General features: G+C 57.6%; 25 protein-coding genes and 1 pseudogene. 16 read left to right on the forward strand and 10 right to left on the reverse strand.

Going from position 1 to position 24,583, the window contains the following annotated elements; genetic code table 11:
- Positions 1-125 precede the first annotated feature (125 nt).
- Positions 126-1,292, forward strand: coding sequence for a PQQ-dependent sugar dehydrogenase (locus BOSE62_RS10695; protein WP_159645872.1), 1,167 nt, complete (start codon positions 126-128; stop codon positions 1,290-1,292).
- Positions 1,293-1,309: 17 nt separating this feature from the next.
- On the opposite strand, the gene BOSE62_RS10700 is transcribed toward BOSE62_RS10695, so the two are convergent.
- Positions 1,310-2,176 carry a DUF1499 domain-containing protein gene (locus BOSE62_RS10700; protein WP_159645875.1) on the reverse strand — a complete coding sequence of 289 codons (867 nt, stop codon included), beginning with the start codon at positions 2,174-2,176 and terminating at the stop codon, positions 1,310-1,312.
- 130 nt (positions 2,177-2,306) lie between these two features.
- Here BOSE62_RS10700 and BOSE62_RS10705 point away from each other — a divergent pair, with 130 nt between their 5' ends.
- From BOSE62_RS10705 to acs, 5 genes are all read left to right on the forward strand, one after another.
- On the forward strand, positions 2,307-2,819 hold the full coding sequence (locus BOSE62_RS10705; RefSeq protein ID WP_159645878.1) for a GNAT family N-acetyltransferase: 513 nt from the start codon (positions 2,307-2,309) through the stop codon (positions 2,817-2,819).
- A gap of 47 nt (positions 2,820-2,866) precedes the next feature.
- The gene (locus BOSE62_RS10710) at positions 2,867-3,427 is read left to right on the forward strand and encodes a DUF1285 domain-containing protein (protein ID WP_159645881.1); all 561 of its coding nucleotides are present in this window, start codon (positions 2,867-2,869) and stop codon (positions 3,425-3,427) included.
- The gene (locus tag BOSE62_RS10715; RefSeq protein ID WP_159645884.1) at positions 3,424-4,017 is read left to right on the forward strand and encodes a CoA pyrophosphatase; all 594 of its coding nucleotides are present in this window, start codon (positions 3,424-3,426) and stop codon (positions 4,015-4,017) included. Before BOSE62_RS10710 ends, BOSE62_RS10715 begins: the two co-directional genes overlap by 4 nt.
- A complete protein-coding gene (locus tag BOSE62_RS10720) occupies positions 4,014-5,240 on the forward strand; it encodes a CCA tRNA nucleotidyltransferase (protein WP_159645887.1) in 1,227 nt (408 codons plus the stop codon). The genes BOSE62_RS10715 and BOSE62_RS10720 overlap by 4 nt, the downstream gene beginning before the upstream one ends.
- Positions 5,241-5,323: 83 nt before the next feature.
- Positions 5,324-7,279, forward strand: coding sequence for an acetate--CoA ligase (gene acs / locus BOSE62_RS10725; RefSeq protein WP_159645890.1), 1,956 nt, complete (start codon positions 5,324-5,326; stop codon positions 7,277-7,279).
- Between the two features lie 178 nt (positions 7,280-7,457).
- Here the strand turns inward: acs and BOSE62_RS10730 are convergent, their stop codons facing one another.
- Positions 7,458-8,135, reverse strand: a complete 678-nt coding sequence (locus BOSE62_RS10730) for a nitroreductase (RefSeq protein WP_159645892.1) — start codon at positions 8,133-8,135, stop codon at positions 7,458-7,460.
- A gap of 145 nt (positions 8,136-8,280) precedes the next feature.
- Between BOSE62_RS10730 and BOSE62_RS10735 the strand changes: the two genes are divergently transcribed.
- Positions 8,281-8,460: a hypothetical protein gene (locus tag BOSE62_RS10735; protein WP_159645895.1), complete on the forward strand. Its 180-nt coding sequence runs from the start codon at positions 8,281-8,283 to the stop codon at positions 8,458-8,460.
- 84 nt (positions 8,461-8,544) lie between these two features.
- Here the strand turns inward: BOSE62_RS10735 and BOSE62_RS10740 are convergent, their stop codons facing one another.
- The 4 genes from BOSE62_RS10740 to BOSE62_RS10755 form a co-directional block, all read right to left on the reverse strand.
- Positions 8,545-9,063, reverse strand: coding sequence for a zinc ribbon domain-containing protein (locus tag BOSE62_RS10740; protein WP_159645898.1), 519 nt, complete (start codon positions 9,061-9,063; stop codon positions 8,545-8,547).
- A gap of 139 nt (positions 9,064-9,202) precedes the next feature.
- Positions 9,203-10,957 (reverse strand): sodium:solute symporter family protein, encoded by a 1,755-nt coding sequence (locus BOSE62_RS10745; RefSeq protein WP_159645901.1) that lies wholly within the window; start codon positions 10,955-10,957, stop codon positions 9,203-9,205.
- A 9-nt stretch (positions 10,958-10,966) separates the two neighbouring features.
- Positions 10,967-11,260 (reverse strand): DUF4212 domain-containing protein, encoded by a 294-nt coding sequence (locus BOSE62_RS10750; RefSeq protein ID WP_159645904.1) that lies wholly within the window; start codon positions 11,258-11,260, stop codon positions 10,967-10,969.
- Between the two features lie 111 nt (positions 11,261-11,371).
- Positions 11,372-11,959, reverse strand: coding sequence for a TetR/AcrR family transcriptional regulator (locus BOSE62_RS10755; RefSeq protein WP_159645907.1), 588 nt, complete (start codon positions 11,957-11,959; stop codon positions 11,372-11,374).
- 164 nt (positions 11,960-12,123) lie between these two features.
- On the opposite strand from BOSE62_RS10755, the gene BOSE62_RS10760 reads away from it, so the two are divergent.
- On the forward strand, positions 12,124-12,591 hold the full coding sequence (locus BOSE62_RS10760) for a MarR family transcriptional regulator (RefSeq protein WP_159645910.1): 468 nt from the start codon (positions 12,124-12,126) through the stop codon (positions 12,589-12,591).
- Between the two features lie 19 nt (positions 12,592-12,610).
- On the opposite strand, the gene BOSE62_RS10765 is transcribed toward BOSE62_RS10760, so the two are convergent.
- Both BOSE62_RS10765 and parC read right to left on the reverse strand, forming a co-directional pair.
- Positions 12,611-12,784 (reverse strand): hypothetical protein, encoded by a 174-nt coding sequence (locus tag BOSE62_RS10765; protein WP_159645913.1) that lies wholly within the window; start codon positions 12,782-12,784, stop codon positions 12,611-12,613.
- A gap of 255 nt (positions 12,785-13,039) precedes the next feature.
- Positions 13,040-15,313: a DNA topoisomerase IV subunit A gene (gene parC / locus BOSE62_RS10770; protein ID WP_159645917.1), complete on the reverse strand. Its 2,274-nt coding sequence runs from the start codon at positions 15,311-15,313 to the stop codon at positions 13,040-13,042.
- Positions 15,314-15,540: 227 nt separating this feature from the next.
- On the opposite strand from parC, the gene BOSE62_RS10775 reads away from it, so the two are divergent.
- From BOSE62_RS10775 to purQ, 6 genes are all read left to right on the forward strand, one after another.
- The gene (locus BOSE62_RS10775) at positions 15,541-16,455 is read left to right on the forward strand and encodes a DUF4349 domain-containing protein (RefSeq protein WP_159645920.1); all 915 of its coding nucleotides are present in this window, start codon (positions 15,541-15,543) and stop codon (positions 16,453-16,455) included.
- A gap of 121 nt (positions 16,456-16,576) precedes the next feature.
- Positions 16,577-17,353 (forward strand): phosphoribosylaminoimidazolesuccinocarboxamide synthase, encoded by a 777-nt coding sequence (gene purC, locus BOSE62_RS10780; protein ID WP_159645923.1) that lies wholly within the window; start codon positions 16,577-16,579, stop codon positions 17,351-17,353.
- A gap of 143 nt (positions 17,354-17,496) precedes the next feature.
- Positions 17,497-18,750, forward strand: a complete 1,254-nt coding sequence (locus tag BOSE62_RS10785; RefSeq protein WP_159645926.1) for a transferrin-binding protein-like solute binding protein — start codon at positions 17,497-17,499, stop codon at positions 18,748-18,750.
- A gap of 8 nt (positions 18,751-18,758) precedes the next feature.
- Positions 18,759-20,177: a surface lipoprotein assembly modifier gene (locus BOSE62_RS10790; RefSeq protein ID WP_159645929.1), complete on the forward strand. Its 1,419-nt coding sequence runs from the start codon at positions 18,759-18,761 to the stop codon at positions 20,175-20,177.
- A gap of 118 nt (positions 20,178-20,295) precedes the next feature.
- Complete coding sequence (purS, locus tag BOSE62_RS10795; RefSeq protein ID WP_159645932.1) at positions 20,296-20,550, forward strand: phosphoribosylformylglycinamidine synthase subunit PurS; 255 nt, start codon at positions 20,296-20,298, stop codon at positions 20,548-20,550.
- Positions 20,550-21,206 (forward strand): phosphoribosylformylglycinamidine synthase subunit PurQ, encoded by a 657-nt coding sequence (gene purQ / locus BOSE62_RS10800; protein ID WP_159645935.1) that lies wholly within the window; start codon positions 20,550-20,552, stop codon positions 21,204-21,206. Before purS ends, purQ begins: the two co-directional genes overlap by 1 nt.
- A 311-nt stretch (positions 21,207-21,517) precedes the next feature.
- Here purQ and BOSE62_RS10805 read toward each other — a convergent pair.
- Positions 21,518-21,916 (reverse strand): annotated as a pseudogene (locus BOSE62_RS10805) (OmpA family protein); the annotation flags it as partial.
- 317 nt (positions 21,917-22,233) lie between these two features.
- Here BOSE62_RS10805 and rplJ point away from each other — a divergent pair.
- Complete coding sequence (rplJ, locus tag BOSE62_RS10810; RefSeq protein WP_159645938.1) at positions 22,234-22,746, forward strand: 50S ribosomal protein L10; 513 nt, start codon at positions 22,234-22,236, stop codon at positions 22,744-22,746.
- Between the two features lie 42 nt (positions 22,747-22,788).
- Complete coding sequence (gene rplL / locus BOSE62_RS10815) at positions 22,789-23,163, forward strand: 50S ribosomal protein L7/L12 (protein ID WP_159645941.1); 375 nt, start codon at positions 22,789-22,791, stop codon at positions 23,161-23,163.
- A 102-nt stretch (positions 23,164-23,265) separates the two neighbouring features.
- Here the strand turns inward: rplL and BOSE62_RS10820 are convergent, their stop codons facing one another.
- Positions 23,266-24,501: a cytochrome P450 gene (locus BOSE62_RS10820; protein WP_159645944.1), complete on the reverse strand. Its 1,236-nt coding sequence runs from the start codon at positions 24,499-24,501 to the stop codon at positions 23,266-23,268.
- Between the last annotated feature and the right edge of the window lie 82 nt (positions 24,502-24,583).

Here is a 24,583-nt window from a genome sequence, read left to right on the forward strand (position 1 = left end):
AGCCGTGAACAGCGCGATTCACGAGTAAAAAACCTTGGATTGGCCTAGGAAAATTGCCTCGCCTCCCCTATACTGGAATGTAAAGACAAGTGCTCTGAACTTGATGGACATAAAACGGGAACTTCATGAAAAACATAGGACTTTCGCTTTCGATCGCTATCTTCATGGTTTCCTGCACCAATGGAGAAAACGCCCAGACCAATGCCGGCGCTTCAACAGAGACGCAGGCTCTGGCCGAAATTTCACCGGTGGATCGCAAGCCTTTTGAAACAACCGCAATTGCCAGTTTTGACGAACCATGGGCCATGACCTTCCTGCCGGACGGCCGGATGCTGATCAGCGAAAAAGCGGGCAAGTTGCAGCTGGTTGATGCCAAGGGGCAGAAAACCGAAATCAGCGGCGTACCGAAGGTCGCATATGGCGGTCAGGGCGGTTTTGGCGATATCGTGCTCGCGCCCGATTATGCGACCAGCAATATGGTCTATCTGAGCTGGGTTGAAGAAGGCGAGGACGACACCAGAGGAGCCGTCGTAGGGCGCGCCAAGCTGGTTCTGTCCGGCCAGAAGCCCGCCCTGCGAAATCTTCAGACTATCTGGACCCAGACACCGAAAGTCACCGGTAAAGGCCATTATTCGCATCGCATCGCCTTTTCCCCCGACGGCAAATATCTTTTTATCGGATCCGGCGACCGGCAGAAATTTGATCCGGCGCAGGATATGAAAGCCAATCTGGGCAAGATTGTCCGGCTTTATCCCGACGGCAGCATTCCCAAGGACAATCCCTTTGTCGATCAGGAAGATGCGCTGCCGGAAATCTGGTCGCTGGGCCACCGCAATATTCTAGGGCTTGCCTTCGATAGTGAAGGACGTCTCTGGAATCAGGAAATGGGTCCGAAAGACGGTGACGAGCTTAATCTGGTGCAAAGGGCCGCCAACTATGGCTATCCGGTCGTGTCGGAAGGCGATCATTATGATGGCGAGATAATCCCCAATCATGACACTCATCCGGAATTCGAGGCCCCGAAAGTGGCATGGGTGCCGACCATCGCGCCCAGCGGTCTGATCTTCTATTCTGGTGATCTGTTCCCGGCGTGGAAAGGCAGCGCGTTCCTTGGAGGGCTCGCCAGCCAGGCGCTGATCCGCGTTTCGTTTGAAGGTGATAGCGCCAAGGAGGCCGAGCGTTTTCTGATGGACAGCCGCATTCGCGAGGTGGAACAGGGCCCCGACGGCGCGCTCTATGTGCTGGAAGATGGCGAAAATGGCCGGTTGCTGAAACTCACCCCGACCAAATAGCGCCCGCTAGCCGGAACCTATTGCGACGCGGCGGTGGTCGTTCCCGACAGATCGCTCAGAAAACGGCGGACACGCTTGGCATTTGCGCCGATATCATGGACCCCGACGCGGCTGACCGAGCGCATGTCAATAATGCTGGCGGCGCCATTTTCGGCCGAGCGGGCCCGAATGACGACGTCATCCTTGAACCGGAACAGCGAGATCGTATCGGTCGCTTCCAGATTGCCGGAGGCCGGATCGACGCTGACAATCTCCCAGCCGCGATCTTCCGCCAGCCTTTTTGCCTTTTCAATCACCACTGCAACCGGCTGGTCAATACGGACCGAGCGGATATCGGGATAGGCATCCTGATGCACGGTCGCCCAGCGCTGCCGCGGGTTCATGCCACGCATGTCGCTGTCATCCGCTCCTGGAATATTGTCCCAATTGTCATCGCGCAGCGCGATCGCGGTAAATTGCGGCGGATCGGCAAGATCGGTGGTAATGTCATGAATGGCGGGCAGCGTGGCAACCGCAATAACATAGGGTATCCAGAAAGCCAGAAAGCCAAGCGTGGCTACCATTCCCAGCCCCAGCAGAGGCCAGCGGGTCTTGCGTCCCTTGCGCCGGTTCAGCACGATGAAGATGATTGCCAGTAGCAGCGTGAGTACGGCGACCAGAATGATCCAAGGTATCGCCCCCAGACCGGCCTGCCATCCCCAGAGCCCGAAGCCGCTGCCAGCGGCGGCAATCAGAAAGGCCAGAGGCGCGCCCAGACCGAGAACAAGAATCAGCCAGCCCTTGGGATCCCGCCGTAGCGAGCCAATCTTGCCCGGCATTGCCGACGCGGTGGCCGCTCGCGTTTCGCCCTTCGACGGTTTTACTGGCTCATTCTGGTCCGACACGCACAAACTCCCCTTATCAGATCAATCTTTTAGCTGGCGCAATCCAATCATGCAATTGCAACCTATACGGCTCGACTTTTGCTGCAAAGCGGGGTAGCGCGCGCTTTTCCCGCTATATGAGACCACAAACTTGACCAGCATCATTCCTCTCGCCGAAATCGATCCGCAACTTGTCGAAGCGCTGCTCGACGCTGCCTTTGGCGCGGACCGACACAACCGCACCGCCTATCGGCTGCGCGAAGGCATGGATATGCTCGAAGGCCTGTCGCTGGCCGCCGTGGATCAGGAAAAGCACGAACTGCTGGGTTCTATCCAGTGCTGGCCCATCGCCCTCACGGATGAAGAGGGCAAGAAATATCCGATGATCATGGTAGGACCGGTGGCGGTTTATCCGGATTTCCAGCGCGAAGGCATTGGCCGGGCGATGATGACGGCGCTGCTGCAGGAGATCCAGCCCAATGACCCGCTGCCGCTGGTGATGATCGGCGACCCGGAATATTATGAGCGTTTCTTCGGATTTTCAGCCGAGAAAACCGCCGGATGGACGCTGCCGGGCCCGTGGGAACCTTCGCGCCTGCTGGTGCGCTGCAACCCGGCACAGACATTGCCCACCACCGGCACGCTTGGTCCCTGGACCCGATAGCGAGTCTAAGCCTTTACAGAAATGCCGCCGGGCAATAGTCCGGTTGCATGCCCTATACGCCCCCACCCGAACTGGCCTCGCTATCCATCGCGGAAATCGCGGAATTGGCCGAAGCACAGAAATTGCCGCCCGTCGAACAGTGGGAGCCGAAGGAGAGCGGCGACAGCGAGATGCGAATCGCCGCAGATGGCAGTTGGTATCATCAGGGTGACCCTATCCAGCGCCCGGCCATGGTGCGCGCCTTTTCCTCTATTCTGCGGCGGGAAGCGGACGGCAGTTTTGCACTGGTCACGCCCTATCAGAAGCTGAGCATTAAGGTAGAGGATGCGCCGTTTGTCGCCGTCCAGCTGGAAAGCCAGAGCAGCGGCGAAGACCGGACGCTCGCCTTCCGGCTCAACACCGATCATCTTGTGGTCGCGGGACCGGATCATCCGCTCCGCTTTGGCGCCGACAAGCCTCAACCCTATCTTCATGTCCGGGGCGGGCTGGAAGCGGTGCTGGCGCGACCAGTCTATTATGAACTGGTGGAACTGGCGCTGGCAGAAAACAAAGATCCGCTTGGCATCTGGTCGGCCGGTGCTTTTTTTCCGATGGCGACCGATTCATGACCTTGCGCGACCGGCTGGAACAGGCCCTGGTGAAGGGACACGAGAATGATCTCGATCATCTGCTCTACAGCGAACGGGACCATATCGACGATCTGAAGATTCTGCGTGACGCGGCCGTGCTGATCGCGGTCACGGACCGCCCCGATCCGGGCGTGATCTTTGTGCAGCGCCCGCAGCATATGCGCAACCACCCCGGGCAGGTCGCCTTCCCGGGTGGCAAGATTGATCCGGAAGACCGGGATCCCATTGATGCAGCATTGCGGGAAGCGCACGAGGAAGTTTCGCTCGACCGCAGCCATGTCGATATCATCGGCATGACCGACAGTTTCCAGTCGGGCAGCGGCTATAATATCCAGCCGGTGCTCAGTGTCATCCCGCCCGACCTGCCCTTCGTCGCCGATCCGGTTGAAGTGGAAAGCTGGTTCGAAGCCCCGCTAGAATTTCTGCTCGACCCGAAGAACCGGACCACGCACGAAGGCACGTGGAACGGGCGCAAGCGGCATTATTACGAGATTTACTGGCAGAATTATCGTATCTGGGGGATTACCGCGGGCATTTTGAACAACCTGGGAAAGAGGCTGGACTGGTGACGGAGACGATAGCGTCGGCAGAATGGACAGAAAGGCCCGGCCTTGCGGAACTGATTGCGGCGCTGGAAGGCAAGGCGCGCTTCGTCGGCGGGGCCGTTCGCGACACCTTGCTGGGTCTGTCGGTCAAGGATATTGATATCGCCACTCCGCTGCTGCCGGAGGACGTGATGGACCGGCTTGCGGCCGTGTCCATAAAAACCGTTCCCACCGGCATAGCCCATGGCACGGTCACCGCGGTTCTGCCGGAAGGCCCCGTCGAAATCACCACGCTGCGGCGCGATGTTTCCACCGACGGACGACGGGCGACCGTTGCCTTCAGCGACGACTGGAAAGAGGACGCGGCGCGCCGGGATTTCACGATCAACGCGCTATCCGCCGATCCCGGCACGCTGCAGATATTCGATTATTTCGGCGGGCTCGACGATCTGGAAAATCTGCACATCCGCTTCATCGGTTCGGCCGCCGAACGGATCGCGGAAGACTATTTGCGGATCATGCGCTATTTCCGCTTTCTCGCGCGCTTCGGCCAGCAGCAGATAGACGAAGAGGCTTTCGCGGCTTGCACCGCAGCGGCGGCAAAGCTCGAAACCCTGTCCCGTGAGCGGGTGGCCGACGAGCTGTTAAAACTGCTCGCCACAGAGGACCCGCGATTTGCGATCGGCCAGATGCTGGATGCCCGAATATTCCGGCATATCGTCGAAGATGTTGATCCGGATGCGGGAGAAAGAATCAATCGACTGGTCGAACGCGAGCAACGGTATCAGCTCGAGCCCGTAGCGATCCGGCGGCTGGTGGCGCTGCTGCCCAAGGAGGCGGACAAGGCGAGCCATATTGCCAAGAGCCTGAAACTGTCCCGGAAACAGCAGAGGGCGATCGGCGAACGGCTTTTGGGTGCGCAAGAGTTCCATGTCAGTGAAGCAGCAACAGGCCTGGCCGATATCCGCGGCTTCGCTTATCGCACCAGTGTAGATAGCGCCCGCGATGCCGCGCTCCTCTTCGCCGACGACACCGCTTTGCCTAAACTTCTGGATGCACTCGACGGGTGGCAACCGCCGGTCTTTCCGCTGACCGGTGGTGACCTGATCGAACGGGGGCTGAAGCCGGGACCGCTCGTCGCGAAAACCCTCGCCAAAATCGAGACAGCCTGGATCGCGCAGGGCTTTCCGGACGAAGAATGGATCCGGAAATTCATCAAGGAACAGGCCTTGACGCGCCAGCCCTGAACCGGAAAAACCGGCAGGGACAAAATTGATATTTGCGGCGGAAAAAACTATCTAGAACAGATGCCGATAAGGAGAGACGAACCATGACGGACAATGCGGAAAATAAGGACTTGGTCGAGTTGATCCCCTCTCCGCGCAGCGATGCGCCCACCCATTGCACGGTAGCGGATTATGACCGTCTCTATCAGGAAAGCATCAGCGATCCCGACAGTTTCTGGTCACGCCAGGCAGAGCGCCTCGACTGGCAGACAGCTCCCGGCACAATAGCCAACTGGTCCTTCGATCCGGTTGCGATAAAATGGTATGAAGACGGCATTTTGAACATCTGCCACAATGCGGTCGACCGCCATGTCGTGGCCGGCAAAGGCGATGTCACCGCGCTGGTTTTCGAACCCGATGACCCCAAGTCGCCCGGCCGCACGATCAGCTATGCCGAGCTACAGGCAGAAGTCATCAAAATGGCCAACAGCCTGAAAAAACTGGGCGTCCAAAAGGGCGACCGTGTCACTATCTACATGCCGATGATCCCCGAAGGCGCGATCGCCATGCTGTCCTGCGCCCGTATCGGCGCGATTCACAGCGTAGTCTTTGGCGGCTTCTCCCCCGATGCCTTGGCCGGACGGATCGAGGATTGTGATAGCAAGTTCGTGATTTGCGCCGATGCCGGGTTGCGCGGCGGCAAACCAGTACCACTGAAGGCCAATGTCGACGCGGCGCTCGAGAAAGTGTCAGTCGACGCCGTATTGGTGATCAACCATACGGACAGCGATGTCGCCATGACCGAAGGCCGCGATCACTGGTATCATGATATTTCGGCCGACGTGCCTGCCGATTGCCCCTGCGAGCCAATGAATGCCGAGGACCCGCTCTTCATTCTCTATACGTCCGGCTCGACCGGCAAACCCAAAGGCGTATTGCACACCACCGGTGGCTACGCGGTCTGGGTGGCGACCACGTTCCACTATGTCTTCGACTATCAACCGGGCGAGGTCTTCTGGTGCTCGGCCGATATCGGCTGGGTCACCGGCCACAGCTATATTGTCTATGGACCGCTGATCAATGGTGCCACCGAGATCATGTTCGAGGGCATTCCCAACTATCCCGACCATGGTCGCTTCTGGGAAGTGGTCGAAAAGCACAAGGTCAATATCTTCTACAACGCACCGACCGCGATCCGCGCATTGATGCGCGAAGGCGACGGACCGGTGAAGGCCCACGACCGCTCCTCCCTCCGCCTGCTCGGCACCGTCGGCGAGCCGATCAATCCGGAAGCCTGGCGCTGGTATTATGACGCGGTCGGCGAAGGCAAGTCGCCGATCGTCGACACCTGGTGGCAGACCGAAACCGGCGGCATCATGATCACCACCCTCCCCGGCGCTCATGGCATGAAACCGGGCAGCGCCGGCAAGCCGTTTTTCGGCGTCCAGCCCCAACTGGTCGACGGCGATGGCTACGTTCTCGACGGTGCAACCGATGGCAATCTGTGCATCACCGCCAGCTGGCCGGGCCAGGCGCGCAGCGTTTATGGCGACCATGAGCGCTTCATCCAGACCTATTTCAGCACCTATAAGGGCAAATATTTCACCGGTGACGGCTGCAAGCGGGACGGCGATGATTACTACTGGATCACTGGCCGGGTCGATGATGTCATCAATGTCTCGGGCCATCGCATGGGCACGGCGGAAGTTGAAAGCGCCTTGGTCTCGCATCCCAAAGTCGCAGAAGCAGCCGTGGTCGGCTATCCCCATGATATCAAGGGACAGGGCATCTATTGCTATGTCACGCTCAATGCGGGCGAGCCGTCCTCCGACGAGCTGGTTGCCGAACTGCGGCTCCATGTGCGGAAGGAAATCGGTCCGATTGCCACACCCGACCATCTGCATCTGACCCCGGCCCTGCCAAAAACGCGCAGCGGCAAGATCATGCGGCGTATCCTGCGCAAGATTGCCGAGAATGAACATGGTGCACTGGGCGATACGTCGACGCTCGCTGATCCGAGTGTGGTTGATGCGCTGGTCGAGGGACGATTGAACAAGTAATCGTGCTCCGCACTTGATGCGGGGCTCTGGAGGCAAGACCTGCTCCCTGTAGCGGTGTGCTCCGCATCAAGTGCGGAGCACACCTGTGCCTGCGAAGGCAGCTATCCATCTCCTGTCGGTTCCGCTTGGCGCTTCCGGGAGATGGACCCCTGCCTGCGCAGGGGCACATCCGCTTCAGCTACTCCTCAAAGCCGACAAACACTGCGGCCTCATCCACCGGCTTCCGCTCCGACACCACGGCATTGGCGGGAAAGCTCTCGTCCGGCCAGCCGAGTGCAATACTTTTCATGATCACCTGGTCATCGGCAATGCCGGCATGTTCGCGGACCACCGGCGACTGCATGATGCCCTGGCTGTTGATCACCGTGCCCAGCCCGCGCGACCAGGCCGCGTTGACCAGCGCCGTCGCCACTGCGCCGCAATCAAAAGGCGTATCGTCGCTGCCGTCGAGCACCTTGTCATAGGTAATGATCACACACACCGGCGCATCAAACTGGCGGAAACCGCGCATCACCCAGTCCTGCCGCGCTTCCTTGTCATCGCGTTCAATTCCCATCGCGCCAAATAGCTGTTTGGCTACGCCGATCTGCCGCTCGCGATGCGCACCGGCAAAGGCCTCTCCGGTCCGGAACTCGCGCGACTGCGGCACCCCGGCAAGCATCCGCTCGGTGTTGCCGGCGCGGATTTTCTCCAGCGGCTTGCCGGTGATGACGTAAAAATTATAGGGCTGGGTGTTCATCGAAGAGGGTGCGCGCATCGCCAGTCCCAATATTTCCTCGATGAGTTCCTGCGGAACAGGGTCCGGCTTGTAGCCGCGTATACTGCGCCGGCCGAGGATTACGTCGTCAAACTGCATGGAAGTCTCCGTGTGTAAATACGGGCTGCTGGCTAGCGGACAAATGGCGCTGTGCAAAGCCCGCTGTCGCCAGCGGCTTGACCGCAAACGACGGCTAATGTGCTAATAGAGTGCATGATCCCCATTATCTGCTAAACCACACGTCATGAAAGACCGTTTCGAACGCCACAAACAGCCCTGGACCAGCGAAGAAGTGCAGAAGCTGCACGCCTTTGCCAAAAAGGGCATGACGCTCAAGGCCATATCCAAGGCGCTGACCCGCAGCGAGGAATCAAGCAAGACGAGGGCCAAGCAGGACAAGCTGAAAATCGCCAAGAAGCGGTAAAACGCCGCTGCAAACCACTGGCTCGACAGCAACGGGGATGCCGGACTGATTCAAAGCAATCGGTCAGAAACGGCTTTGAAGCGGTCAGTGCCGCTCATTTTCTCCTTCATAATCCTCGATATGCTGCAAGTAATAGCGAGCGCTGACGACTTTTATCATCAGATATTCTCCGACAATCATGATGAACCAGTCGGCTGCGATTGCGGCGAAGATTGCGGCAAAGATGCCGATGAAAAAACCTGCGATTCCTGCCTGGGCGACAGCCAGTCCAAGCGTGCCGAGCAATACCAGCGCCGACAGGAAAGTTGCGACGACCGGCAGCATCGCCTTGCACCAGAACAGGTGCGGAAAGTCTCGATCGGAATCGATTGCACCCGTTTTCGCGATCTTGCGGAGTTCGTGCGCTGCCAGGTTTGCGGTCTTGATCGGCATCGTGAATATCGAACGGATGAGGATCAGGCCACCCGACGCAAGACCCGGTCCGCGGGCTTTGCCGCTTTTCCCTGACGGTCCGGTTTCCGCGTCGGCTTGCAACGCTGCGCCACAATTGGCGCAATAGCTATCTCCCGCTCGAACTTCAGTGCCGCAAGATGTGCAGACCATCGATTACCCCCGTATAGCGCCCCTTGGGCTGGCTTATCACAAAATTTGCCCCTTTCCACAAGCCGCTTCCTCCGGGTTCTGCCAAATCGGCCTATCGACTACCGGGCACCTGCGGGAACATTTGCAGCGGGCAACAACACTAGCCCCGCGGCACCCGAATCTTGTCGACCAGCCAGCCGATCTCCTTTGGCGGCGGGCTGGTGAACCGCGCGACCGCAATCGCCACCGCGAAATTTAGCAGCATTCCGATCACGCCAATACCCTCGGGCGAGATTTCGAACAGCCAGTTGGCCGCGACATTGCTTTCCGGCGACCAGAGCTTGAACCAGCCGATATAGAGGAAGGTGAAGGTCAGGCCCGTTACCATTCCGGCAATCGCGCCCTCGCGATTCATCCGTTTGGAAAAAACCCCCATGAAGATCGCCGGAAATAGCGAGGCGGCGGCCAGACCAAAGGCGAAAGCAACCACCTGCGCGACCCATCCGGGCGGATAGATGCCGAGATAGCCGGCGACAACGATCGCTGCGGTCGCGGCCAGCCGGGCTGCGAGCAGCTCGCCCTTCTCGGTAATCTGCGGTCGGAAGGTGCTTTTCAGAAGATCGTGACTGATTGACGAACTGATCACCAGTAGCAGCCCCGCCGCCGTCGACAGCGCCGCCGCCAGACCGCCGGCGGCGACCAGCGCGATCACCCAGCCTGGCAGATTGGCGATTTCCGGATTGGCCAGCACCATGATATCGCGGTCAACATAGACCTCGTTCGGATTATCGTTCGCCGCGGCATTTTCTACAACACGTTCACCACTGGGTCCGGTGCTTGTCGTGAACTGCGGCGCGCCCTGAAAAGGATCGCCCTTGCCCAGCTGCATCTTGCCGTCGCCATTTTTGTCGCGCCAGGCGATCAGGTCGTTGCTCTCCCAGTTTTTGAACCATGCCGGTGCCTCAGCATAATCGGTATCCTGCACGCTATCGATGAAATTGAGCCGGGCAAAGGCGCCCACCGCTGGTGCTGTGGTATAGAGCAGGGCAATGAAAACCAGAGCCCAACCCGCCGACTTGCGCGCGTCCGACGCCTTGGGCACGGTGAAGAAGCGGACAATGACATGCGGCAGGCCAGCGGTTCCGATCATCAGGGCAGCGGTGATGCAGAAGACGTCGATCATCGACTTGCTGCCGTCGGTATAGGCGGCAAATCCCATGTCCTGCAGCACCAGATCCAGCTTTTGCAGCACATAGAGTCCCGACCCGTCATTGACCGTCGAACCCAGGCCCAGTTGTGGTACCGGATTGCCGGTGATCAGGAAGCTGATGAAAAAAGCCGGGACCATATAGGCAAAGATCAACACGCAATATTGCGCGACCTGCGTATAGGTAATGCCCTTCATCCCGCCGAGCACGGCATAGATGAACACTATGCCCATGCCGATAATCACGCCGAGTGTGATCGGTACATCGAGAAAGCGGGAGAAGACGATGCCGACCCCGCGCATCTGCCCGGCGATATAGGTGAAGCTGATAAAGATCAGACAGATCACCGCCACCACTCGGGCCGCTTTCGAATAGTAGCGCGTGCCGATAAAGTCCGGCACGGTAAACTGGCCGAATTTTCGGAGATAGGGCGCCAGCAGCAGCGCCAGCATGACGTAGCCGCCGGTCCAGCCCATCAGATAGACCGAGCCGTCATAGCCGGAAAAGGCAATGATCCCGGCCATCGAGATGAAACTCGCTGCCGACATCCAGTCGGCCGCCGTCGCCATGCCGTTGACCACCGGATTGACGCCGCCGCCGGCAACATAGAATTCGCTGGTAGAGCCGGCGCGCGAAGCGATCGCGATGCCGATATAGAGCGCAAAGGACAGGCCGACGAAAATATAGATGAGTGTCTGGGTTGCCATCAGTCGCGCTCAGTCATCGAGATCATATTGGCGTTCGATCTGCTTCATCCGGATGCTGTAGAACAGGATCAGCAGAATGAAGAAATAGATCGCCCCCTGTTGCGCGAACCAGAAGCCGAGAGGATAGCCCCCGAGCGCAAATTGATCGAGAAAATCGCGGAACAGAATACCCGCTCCAAAGGAAACGACGAACCAGATACTCATCAGCGTCCAGAGCAGCCGGAGATTTTGTGCCCAATAGGCTTTTTCGGCTCCGCTGGTCGCCCCGCCTTCCGCGGACTTATCCGGATCTTTGTCGGACATATGGGCCTCCCCCACTAACTTTGCCGGACAGGCTAAGGCTTCGGGGAGAATTGCGCAAACAGCTTTTGCTATACCGGCGCACCGCCCACCGAGCCGGTTCGGCGATATTGACTAGCGCGCGCTATCAGCAGCGCCGGATGCGGAGATCCTGGATCGCAGCAACATCGTCGCCTGTTCGTATAATCCGGGGTCCTGATGGGCACGGGCCATCAACTGGGCACCGTCAACAAGCGCCAGGCAGGCGTTTGCCTCTTCTGCTGGATCCCCGACATCGCTGATGCTGCCATCCTTCAGGCCAAGGGCAAATGTATCTGTCAGCCACGCTATATTGGCTGCATGAAAAGTCACAAGATCATTGACGACTTCAGCCTGCAGGCTGTCGCGGTCGATGTTGAGCGCAATCGACATGCAAATCGATTCCCCTTCTTGGGTGAAGGTTCCCGTCTCGACAATATAGGCCAGCAAACGATCACCCGCACGGCTTTCGGCGCTGATTGTATCTTCCAGAAAAGAATATATCTGGCCGGAAAACCGCCGGAAAATAGCAGCTATAAGCTCTGACTTGGAGGAGAAATGATAATATATGCTCGATTTCTGGATACCGACGTCGCGGGCGATCTGATCCAGACTGACGCCGTTATATCCTCTCTTGCGGACGGCTTCGGCGGCTATGTCCATGATCGCCATTCTGGTACTCATCCGGCGCCCATAACAGCAGGATCAACTGATGTAAAATATACAATGGCTGTCATAAAACGCGCGCATATCCGACTTTATGATTAACAATAAGCCGCGATTGCCGATTGACTACCAACCGTTCGGTCGATACGCGCTCGCAGGTCGAGTAAGCGACAGGAGTAAACATGCGTGAGTACGAAGACATCATTTCCATGAAGCCCAGTCCTAGCAATCCCGATGATCACTCATCCAACTATATCCATGCGCCGGTCGCGGATAGCGCAACGGGACAGGATCGCACTATCGACCCCGTCAGAACGGCTGCGATCTTGCTCGGAAGTCGTGCCGTCGCTGTAGATCAATTGCGCGATAGCGGAATTCCTGTCGACGATGTTTGCTGGCACATATTGCTGGAACTGATTGTCGCAGAGAAGACCGAAATGCCGATGACCGTGGCGGATATCGCAAGCCGGCTCGATGTGAAGAATTCGGTCATGTCGAGATATGTGCATCATATGATCGGCGCCGGCCTGATCGAGAGATGTTCCGGTGGCGGAGACTCCGCGCCGGCGCGATTACGAGCATCTGCGGCGGGCAATGCCATGAGCCGCGATATATTACAGAAAATCGGGCAGCAGTTTATCGCCATCTGACGATGCCGATTGCGGCTCGCTAGGCGGCCTTGATCGTTCCGTTGGCCCGTTCGACATCCGCGATCTGGCAGAGTTCGCTGATCGCTATATCGACATGGATGGCAGCAATGCTCGCCTGAATTGTGTCCAGCTGCGACAAAATCTGTTCGAGCTGGTCGATCCACTCCCGCAAGTCTTCGGTTTCACTGCTCATCGTTTTAAACAATTTTTCCTGCTAATATTGTGATACCAAAATCAGACCGGCAATCACTTGCCTTGTTTTGCTCTACCAAGTCAACCATTTCCCATTCACGTCCCATTGTGGCCGGATTTGGAACGTTTATTACATGACGGAACATTCTGGACTATGTAATTATACGCAATTAATTGTATTTAAATGTAAAATATAATTATTCCCACGTCATAAATGCCCCGCGATCACCCGTTACCGCCGAAACAGATGTTCGTCTCAATCGAATTTTCCGCTTTTGGGAAAGCCCGTTGGCGGCAAGCGGCCGGCGGCACCGCGCGCAACCCGCCACATGGTTAGATCATTCTCGGTCCGCGTCCGGCCGGTTTCTCCGCCCATCGTCCAGCTCAGGCCCTCTTCCAGTCTGAACACGATTGCATCAGACAGTCCGCCATCCTTGTAGCGTTGCAGCATGACGCCCTGTCCCCTGGCCATTTCCGGCATTTCGGACAGCGAGAAGACCACCAGCTTGCGGTTTTCGCCGATTGCCGCGACATGATCGGCATTTTCCGGTACCGGGCGGACCACGAGCAGACGTGCGTCGCCCTTCAGATTGGCAACCTGACGACCCTTTTTCGTTTCGGCCACGACATCGGAAATATTCGCGACAAAGCCGCGTCCCCAGGTCGAGGCGAGCAACAACTTCGCCTTCATGTCCGCCACCATCAGCGCAATCGGTTCGGCGCCCGGTTCCAGATCGACCATCGATCCTACCGGCTCGCCAAAGCCGCGCGCACCGGGCAGCTTGTCTGCACCGATCGTATAGAAACGCCCGTTGTCACAGCACATCAGCAGCTTGTCGGTGGTCTGCGCGTGGAAGGAAAATTTTGGACCATCACCTTCCTTGAACTTGAAGCTGTCCGGTTGCGACAAATCGGCATGGCCCTTCATCGCCTTGATCCATCCGCGCTGCGACATGATGACCGTGACCGGTTCTTTTTCGATAAAGGCCTCGAGCGAGATTTCCCGCGCCGGCGCAGCCTCGATCAGCATCGTCCGGCGCTTGCCGAGTTCGGTATCCTCGGCATAGAGCTTGCGCAATTCGGCCAAATCCTTCTTCAGCCTTGTCTTCTGTCGCGCCGGGCTGTCGATAAGCTTTTCCAGCCCGTCGCGTTCCTCGAGCAGTTTGTCCCGCTCGTTGCGCAATTCCATTTCTTCCAGCTTGCGCAAGGACCGCAGGCGCATATTGAGGATCGCTTCGGCCTGACGATCGGTCAGATTGAACTCGTCCATCAGCATCGGCTTGGGTTCATCATGGTTGCGAATGATCTCGATCACGCGGTCGAGGTTGAGATAGGCAATGATATAGCCTTCGAGCAGTTCCAGCCGGGCATCGATTTTTTCGAGCCTGTGCTGCGAGCGGCGGACCAGCACTTCGATCTGGTGAACGATCCATTGTTTCAGCACTTCGCTGATACCCATCACCTTAGGCACACGGTCCTTGTCGAGCACATTCATGTTGAGCGAGAAGCGGTTTTCCAGATCCGACATGCGGAACAGCGCGTTCATCAGATCCTCGGGATCGACCGTCCGGCTCTTCGGTTCCAGAACGATCCGCACCTCTTCATCGGATTCATCGCGGATATCGGTAAGGATCGGCAGTTTCTTGTCGGCGATGATCTGGGCAATCTGCTCGATCAGCTTGCCCTTCTGCACCTGATAGGGAATTTCGGTGACGACAATCTGCCATGCGCCGCGCCCCTCGGCGTCTTCCTTCTCCCACTTGCAGCGCACCCGCATCGCGCCACGGCCGCTTTCATAGGCCGCGTCGATCACCGATTTCGGATCAACCAGCGTCCCGCCGGTAGCGAGATCGGGTCCCTTGATAATCTCCATGATCTCGGCATGTTCAGCCTTGGGATTCTCGATCAGCAATGTCACCGCATCGATAATCTCGTGCACATTATGCGAAGGAATGCTGGTCGCCATACCCACAGCGATTCCACTGGCGCCATTGGCGAGCAGATTCGGGAACAGTCCGGGCATGACCTCGGGCTCTTCATCCTCGCCGTTATAAGTGGGCTTGAAGTCAACCGTGCCTTCGTCGAGCCCGTGCATCAGCTCGATCGCCGTGCGGGTCAGCCGGGCTTCGGTATAACGATAGGCAGCGGCATTATCGCCGTCGATATTGCCGAAATTTCCCTGACCGTCGACCAGCGGATAGCGCAGAGAGAAAGTCTGGGCGAGACGGACCATCGCGTCATAGACCGACTGGTCACCGTGCGGGTGATATTTACCGATCACATCGCCGACGACGCGGGCGCATTTCTTGTAACCCTGCGACGGATCAAGTTTGAGCAGCCGCATCGCCCACAGGAGGCGGCGATGCACGGGCTTCAGCCCGTCGCGCAAATCCGGCAGCGACCGCGCCGTGATTGTCGACATCGCGTAGATCAGATAGCGTTCGGAAAGCGCCGCATCAAAGGGCGCTTCGACTATCGCGTCAAATTCATCTTCGGGTTCTTCGGGCGGGGCTTCGGTTACATCACTCATGGCTTGAGCGATAGCAGGGTGGATTCATGCTTGGTAGTGGGAAATTGGACCCGGCAGTGTGAGACACGGTTTCCACGGACCAATTTTCAAGGCCCGGCCCCTGCATTGTCCGGGATGAGGCTCATGATTGCCCTGCAGGCTGGTTGTCACAACCCAGGACAGATCGTTGACGATGTAACAGCATCTCATTAGCGTCGGAGTCCTCCGCGGAACGAGGAACCTAAGCCATGCGTTTTTCATTATTTGCCATCATGATGGCTTTCGCTTTAGGCGCATGCAGCAACGGCGGTGAATCCGGCACCGAACTGCAGTTGGCGGAAGAATCGGCAGACGCATATTCTGTCGAAGAGCCCCTTGTCCGGGATTCGGAAAGCGCCAATAGCACCGCGGAGGCTGGCGACATCCCGGTTTCGGTTCCACAGATTGCCTATAGCTATCAATATGACTTTCGCCTTCCAGCCTCGGAAATTGCAAAGACTCAACGGGCTCATGTCGAATTGTGCGAAAAACGCGGCCCGGAAATCTGCCGCGTCCTGAATATGGACAATAGTGGCGGAGAAGGTGATTATGCCACGGGCATGCTGAATATCGAAGTTGCGGCGCCACAAGCGCGTGCCTTTGGCGAGCAGCTCGCCAAAGCGGTCGACAACAACGGCGGGAGCCAGATTGCGACATCGATAAGCGGCGAAGATCTTTCCAAGCAGATTGTCGACACGGAAGCACGTCTCCGAAGCCGGAGTTTATTGTCGCAGCGCCTGACTGAACTGCTCCGGACCAAGGAAGGGAGCGTGGCGGAACTCGTAGAATCCGAGCGCGCGGTTACGCAGGTCAATGAGGAAATCGATCAGGCCCGCGGTTGGCTGAAGGAAATGCGCGGACGCGTGGCATTCAGCAAGATCGTGATCAACTACCAGTCCGCGGCGCCCGGTTCTGGCGGTTTCTCAAGGCCAATTCGAGAAGCTTTTGCCGGCATCGCCTCGGCACTCGGTTCTTCGATCGGTGCCGCGATCACATTCCTTGCCATCAGCCTGCCTTGGATATTGCTATTGTGGATCGGGATTTACCTGCGTCGCAGATTCAAGGCACCGGACCGCACATTCTGGGGGCGGCGGATTGAAGTCGCCGCATCATCGGACGATTGATTGCGCCGCCATTCACTTTGGCATATAGGTCAGGTTCAACGCCCCGGTTCAATCGAAATCGCACGATTCGGTTCTCCGGGGCATGATTTTTGTCGCTCTCTTTGCGAAGTGGAACCAAGCAATGTCCCGTCGTCGCCAGATTTACGAAGGTAAGGCCAAGATTCTTTACGAAGGTCCCGAGCCCGGCACGATCATCCAGTATTTCAAGGATGATGCCACCGCCTTCAACGCCGAGAAAAAGGGCACGATCAACGGCAAGGGCGTGATCAACAACCGGATCAGCGAGCATATTTTCACATTGCTCGGCCATATCGGTATCCCCAGCCATTTCATCCGCCGCCTCAATATGCGCGAACAGCTGGTCAAGCAGGTCGAGATTGTACCGATCGAAGTGATTGTTCGCAATGTCGCGGCCGGCTCCCTTTCCAAGCGCCTCGGCATCGAAGAAGGGACACCCCTGCCGCACACCCTGCTTGAATATTGCTACAAGGATGATGCGCTTGGCGATCCGCTGGTCGCGGAAGAGCATATCGCCTGTTTCGGCTGGGCGAGCCAGGAGGAAATGCAGGATATCTCCGCGATGGCGATCCGGATCAACGATTTCATGGCCGGCATGTTTGCCGGGATCGGTGTGAAGCTGGTTGATTTCAAACTGGAATTCGGACGTGTTTTCGAAGGTGATTTTTCACGGATCATACTGGCTGACGAGATCAGTCCGGATGGATGCCGACTGTGGGACATCAAGACCAACGAGAAGCTGGACAAGGACCGGTTCCGTCGCGATTTGGGCGGAGAAGCCGAGGCTTATCAGGAAGTTGCCAGACGGCTTGGACTGTTTCCGGAAGGCAGCAGCGAAGTGACCGACCTTAATAGCGAACGGAAAAAGCGCGGCAAATAGCTGCTACAGCCGCTTCAGCATGCGATGTCCCGGGCGTTTCCCGGTCGGGTGCGTCGAAGTGAAACCGGCGATGGTTTACGCCAAATTAACCATTGTGCTGATAGCACGACCCTCATGTGGAACCCATGTGAGGAATTATTCCGATGCGCCTTTTGATTTTGCTCGCCAGTACAACGATGCTTGCCGCCTGCGGCGGCGCCGGCCCACAATCTGCCGGAAGCAGCGCCACCCCGACGGGCGGCACGGGCGGTGGCACCGACAACGGGACCGCACATACATTTGTCGATCCGACCGAAGCAAAAACCTATACGGCAGTGGGCTCGTCGCACAGTTACCAGTCCAGCGTGGAGGATCCGGGCAGCGCCGGCCAGCAACGGACAGTACGCCAAACTCGCCAGAACAGCCAATTATATCAGGGCGATGCCACGACGGTTCGCAATTCGAACCTGACCATCGCCTATGACCCCCGCGACGCGATCTTCAATGTCAGCTTTACCAACGGACTGGCCGGAACATCGGGCGCCAGCCGCTTTCAGGATCCGCTGCACCGCACGGATTTCGGCGGCGCTATCGAACCACAGGTCGGCACACCGGATCTGGGATCGACGATGTGGAATATTCAGGGCGTCCAGTATCTGGAGTCCGGCTCTTCCAATAATGTGACCCAGGCACGACCGGTGGTTGGTGCACCCGCGGAGTTTCTTTTCGATCTGATCGACCAGACGCAGGCCGGAAGCTACGACGCAACGACATTCTTTTACCAGCTTCCCGGCACCGACACGCAATATGTAACCTTTGCCGGTTACCTGAGAAACACCGCATCGGTAAGCTATGATGGCGACACCGGCCTGACAACGCAGACCAGCACGCTCGAAAGAGGCGCTTTTGCCTATGGCGAAGTGACAGCCAATGATGATGTACCGACCAGCGGTACCGGCACATTCGACGGCACCATGCTGGCGACCATGGTCTTCAACGACCAGCCGGATATTACCGGCAACAGCGACACTTATATGCAGTGGATCGCGGGCAACGCATCGACCAGCGTTGATTTCGGGGCGAATACTTTCTCGCTGTCACTGGACGGACTGGTTGGTGCGCCAACGTTTGACGGCACGAGCGGTCAGCATAGTGTGCTGGAGGGAGCAGGTTTTTTCGCCAATGGCGGCGGCGACATCAATCTGGTGTCCGCAGGCGGCTTTTTTGGCCAGTTTAACGAGGCCTGGTTCATCAATCCGGACAGCTCGAGACTTGACCTTGTGATCGCAGGGTCCAGCATCAACGGCGCTTTTTACGGACCGGATGCTGCAGAACTGGGGGGTGGCTATCGTATCGTCGGCGGAACGCCTGACGAGCGGATCGATATTCTGGGAACCTTTGTTGGCAAGCAGCCCTAGAGGCCAACATGCGTAATGCCGCCACTCTGGTCAAAGCCGCAGCGCTCACCTGCGTAACAATCGCGGGGCCCGGTGAGGCCCGGGCCGCAGCACCTGTGGCACTTCTGTCTGACGGCGCCACCGAGATTGCATCCAGTGTCGAGCGGACCTGCAACACCGACGGACAATGCAACCTCCGGATTACGCCACAACAGCTTCTGGCCCAGGCAGAAGCGCTTGTTCAGCAAAGAAACTATCAGGCGGCCCTGCCGCTGGTCGATGCTCTGGGTCAGGTTCCCGAGCTACAGATGCAGCAGCAGTTCCTCGCCGGCTATATCGCCATCGAAACCGGTGATCTCAAAGGCGCAATTCGGAAATTCCGGTCGATTCTGGACGAAAATCCGGGACAGACCCGGGTGCGACTGGAACTGGCGAGAGCCTATTTGCTAACCGGCAAGGAAGCGAGCGCGGACTATCATTTCCGGCTTGCCCAAAATGATGAAAATCTTCCGGACGAAATCGCCAGGACCATCCGCAACACGCGCAGCATTTTGCGCGACAAGCGTATCTGGCGATTCAGTTTCGATTTCGGCTTCGCGCCGGATAGCAATATCAACGGCGCAACCGACGCCGAGTCGATCGACATAAACTTTGGCCCGATCAAATTGCCGTTGCAGCTTGACGACAGCGCCCGCGAACGATCCGGTATCGGTCAGACTGCAGGCTTTTCCGGGGGCGTCCGCGTAAAGGCTAGCGACCGGCTGGCGCTATTGTTCGATGCTGACAGCAAAATCGTCAACTACAAGGGCAAGGCGTCCGACGACATCGTCATCCAGGTTGCCGCCGGTCCGGAATTGCGGATTGCCCGCTACAGCAGCGTCTCGCTGCAGGCGGTTGGACTGCAGCGCTGGTATGGCGGCCGGCTCGCCACCCGCGAATATGGCGGCCGCGTCGGATATCAACAGGCGCTCAGCGAGGGCCAGAGAGTGGGCGTGGAACTGGACGCGCGGCGCACGGAATCCCAGCTCAGCAATTCCTATAGCGGCTGGCAACTGGGCGCGAACGCTACCTATGAACATCTAGTCGGCAAATCACTAATTGCCTCGGCCAGCCTTTTCGCGCGCCGCGACCTGCTCAACGCTGACGGATTTTCCAGCGTCAACTATGGTGTCAATCTGGGGCTGGGCGGAGAATTGCCGCTGGGCCTGAATGCCGGGGTTTCTGCCAGCGTCAGCCGGTCTGAATTCGATGCGCCGCTGCTGCTTTATTCTACAGAAAAAAGACAGGATTGGCGTGGATTCGCCCGTGCCTATATGGGCAGCCGCAAGATCAGGTTTCTCGGCTTTTCACCCTCGGTCGACTATGTCTACTCACGGGTGGACAGCAATTATGATCTATATGAAATGAGCCGGCACCGTGTGAACTTCAAATTTGCCCGCTATTTCTGACGCGATAATGCGGCAATCACGCATGTGGCCATGCCAATTGCCGTTCTAACTCTTGCCCCGGCTAAACTTGGCGCTATAGCATGGCGTTGTTGATGACCGCAAAACGCGAGGGCGCAGGATGAAAGTCAGAATATTCGTTACGCTGAAACAGGGCGTATTGGACCCGCAGGGCAAGGCCATCCATCACGCTCTGGAGAGCCTGGACTTTTCCGGCGTCAACGATGTGCGCGCCGGCAAGCTGATCGAGCTCGACCTAGACCCGTCCGTCGGCCGCGAAGAGATTGAGAAAATGTGCGACAAGCTGCTCGCCAATACCGTCATTGAAAATTATGATATCGAGATGCCGGAATCCGCACTGGAGACCGTTTCCTGATGCAATCTGCGGTGATCGTCTTTCCCGGTTCAAACTGTGATCGCGACATGGCCGTCGCGCTGGAAACGGTGTCGGGGAAAAAGCCCCACATGGTCTGGCATGGCGACAGCGAACTGCCGGCGGGACTGGATGTCATCGCGGTGCCCGGTGGCTTTTCCTATGGTGATTATCTGCGATCCGGCGCTATGGCTTCGCGATCCAATATCATCAAGCCGGTAATCGAAGCCGCCACGCGCGGCGTAAAAATTCTAGGCGTGTGCAACGGCTTTCAAATCCTCACCGAGACGGGGCTGTTGCCCGGCGCGCTGATGCGCAACAGCAACATCCATTTCGTCTGCAAGGATGCCGCGCTCGACGTGGTCAACAGCAATACTATTTTCACGTCGGGCTATGATGAAAAGACGCCCGTGTCGATCCCGGTAGCCCATCATGACGGTAATTTCTTTGCCGATGATGAAGTGCTGGACCGGCTGGAAGGGCAAAATCAGGTGGTCTTCCGCTATCGCGACAATATCAACGGATCCTCGCGCAACATTGCGGGCATTGTCAACGAAGCGGGCAATGTTCTGGGTATGATGCCGCATCCGGAGCGGGCCATTGACGAGAAACATGGTGGCACCGACGGACTGGCCCTGTTTGAAAGCCTGCTCAGCTAGCCCGCCGCAGCGACCCGGGTGGGATCACTAGCCCCCCGTTTCGAGAACCTGCAGCGCAACGACGATCCGATGCGTATCCCGAAAACGTCCGCAATTTCCTATCGCGAAGATTGAAGCGGCACGCATTCGGCAATAGCACCATGATTCATCATCGCCGACAGACTCGGTTCAAGACCGCAATGCGTATCCGGATGAGCGCGCTTGTGTCCCATTGTGTGACACGGCTCCCTGCCCCGTAATTTTATAGAGCGGAAACGAAAAAGGGCCGGTCCGAAGACCAGCCCTTTCCGATATTGGTAGCAGTGTTGCTATTAGTTGCCGGAACCAGGTCCGTACATAACTTCAACACGACGGTTCTGAGGCTCACGAACGCCGTCTGCGGTTTCGACGCGAGGACGCGATTCACCGAAGGCTTCGCTCGAGATAACGCCGCTGCCGATGCCGCGCGATTCAAGATACGCACGAACAGCTGCGTTACGACGCTGGGACAGACCGACGTTGTAGCTGGCAGAACCAGATTTGTCAGCGTGACCAGCCAGCATGACCTGAGCCGAACCACAATCGCCATATGCGGTAACCGCATTGTCGAGAACCGAAGCCGCTTCCGGAGTGATATCCGACTGATCCCAGTCAAAGAACACAATGTAAGGGCCAGGCGCACATACAGCCGCTGGTGGTGGCGGTGGTGGCGGTGGTGGCGGTGGTGGCGGCGCCCCACCCGCTAATGGCTCCCCTACAAATTGTGTTTCCGTCGAAAGAAACACAATTTCCGTCCGAGACAGCCGGTGAGGGTAATTTGACCCTCTTAATTTCCAGCCTAGACGGGGATCAGTTTTTTCGTGTGGCAACACACGGGTTTGCAGCCAGCGGTATTTGACGCGGCAAAGCAGCCAAAACCCCCCTTCGGATTATACAGGATTGGTTTCGGTCAATCCTTTCGCTCGCCATGCTGAACCTGTTTCAGGATGGCGGTTACTAGAATCGGGTGCGGGCCTTTAAAACCCACGCCCACGTGAAGGAGCAAAATATGGATCGTGGTCAAAAGACCGAAGCGGTTGCCGCTCTGAACGCTGTTTTCAAAGAGGCTGGGGTGGTCGTGGTCACACGCAACCTGGGTCTCACCGTGGCTCAGTCTACCGAGCTGCGGACGAAAATGCGGGACGAAGGCGCAAGCTTCAAAGTCTCTAAAAACCGCCTTGCCAAGCTGGCTCTGGAAGGAACCGACTATGCCCCGATAGCTGATATGCTGTCTGGTCCGGTCGCGCTCGCCACATCGGATGATCCGGTGGCCGCTGCAAAAGTTGCAGTGGAATTTGCCAAATCCAACGATCGTCTTGAAATCGTTGGCGGCGCAATGGGTGACACCCTTCTTGACGAAGCAGGCGTAAAATCTCTGGCCTCCATGCCATCTCTTGATGAACTGCGCGGAACGATTGTTGGTCTGCTTGTCGCACCACAAACGAAAATCGCCCGGGTTGTCAAAGAACCAGCTGGAGCCCTTGCCCGTGTAGTTGGCGCTTTTGCCGCTACCGGTGAATGAATTTAACTTCTCAAATATTTAGAAAATTGGAGCGTATTTAAAATGGCTGATATTGCAAAACTGGTCGAAGAACTTTCGAAACTCACCGTCATGGAAGCGGCTGAACTGTCCAAGGCACTGGAAGAAGAGTGGGGCGTTTCCGCTGCTGCTGCTGTTGCTGTTGCTGGTCCTGCTGCTGCAGGCGGTGGCGAAGCTGCTGAAGAGCAGAGCGAATTTGACGTAATCCTGACCGGCGACGGCGGCAAGAAAATCCAGGTGATTAAAGAAGTCCGTGCGATTACCGCTCTGGGCCTCACCGATGCCAAAGCCCTCGTCGAAGGCGCACCGAAAGCGATCAAGGAAGGCGTTGCCAAAGCCGAAGCTGAAGAAATCAAAGCGAAGATCGAAGCAGCTGGCGGTACCGTCGAACTCAAATAAGCCTGACGGTTTATTGCAGAAAATTCGGGCGGCTTCCGGTTCGGGAGCCGCCCTTTTTCATGCCTGCCGGACAAATTGTCCGCCGGCGCAACAGTTTCCCGCCTAGGCGATCGGCACCATTTTGACCGGCATATGATCGATCTCGTGCAGGAAACAGCTATCGGAATAGGTCAGCGGCCCGTCCTGCTCGACCCGGACATTGCGGCCGAGAATTTCCTCGAACAGCACCGCCAGCTGCATTTCCGCGAGCCGCGCACCGACGCAGCGGTGGACGCCGTGACCGAAGCCGATATGGCGGCGGGCATTGTCTCTGGTGAAATCCACGACATCGGGATTGGCGAACAGATTCTCGTCCCGATTGGCCGAAATATACCAGAGTATGACCTTTTCGCCCGCCGGAATGATCTGGCCGCCCAGTTCGGTTTCGCAGGTCGTGGTCCGCCGCATATGGGTGACGGGCGATTGCCAGCGGATGATTTCCTGTGCCGCATTGGACACCAGGGACGGATCCTCGCGCAGCCGTTCAAACTGGTCGGGGAACATATTGCAGGCGCGGACAAAGCCGCTCATGCTGTTGCGCGTGGTGTCATTGCCGCCGACGATCAGCAGCGCAATATTCGCCAGCCGCTCGAGTTCGGGCATATTGCCCATCGCGTCGCTGTGGATGATCCGGTTGAGAATCTTGTCGTTAGGCGGGTTTTTGCGCTCTTTTTCGAACAGTTCGTCAAACTTGTTCAGCATCTGGTACATTTCGGCGAAAAATTTCTGCAGCCGTTCCTCGCTCTGGTCCGGCGACACTTCGCTGGCGGTGTCCGACCAGCGCTTCATGTCGCGCCATTGCTCCCAGGGGAAATCGAACAATACGCAGAGCATGCCGATGGTCAGCTTGACCGAGACTTCCTCTACCCAATCGAACGTCTCGCCCACCGGAAGCGCATCGAACAGCTCCTTGGTCCGCGCTCTTATCTCGGGTTCCCGTGCCAGCATCTCGCTCGGGTTGAACGATGGCTGCACCACCTTGCGCTGCGCCGTATGGGTCGGCGCATCCATGGCGATAAAATTGGGAAACTCATATTCTCCGCTGCCGTCGGTGATGGTGATCCCGCCTTGCTCATAGGAAGAAGAATAGGTCTCCGGATCGAGCTCCACCTTCTGTACCAGATCATGGGTGACCACCGACCAATAGGGTCCATAAGGGCTGTCGGGCCGATAGCTGACCGGCATTTCGCGGCGCAGCCGGGCGAAGGGATCCTGCCAGCGGTTTTCGGAATAGAGCGCACCATCACTCACATCAAAGGGCGTGATCGCCCGTTTTTCCAGAACGTCGGAATTGGTCATTGCTTCTCTCCTGCCTTACAGATTATCCGATGGTTGCGGAAAGGCAAGGCGCTATTTACACAAATGTTAATGAGAGCAGGGA

Source organism: Sphingorhabdus sp. 109 (genome assembly GCF_902506555.1).
Lineage (GTDB): Bacteria > Pseudomonadota > Alphaproteobacteria > Sphingomonadales > Sphingomonadaceae > Parasphingorhabdus.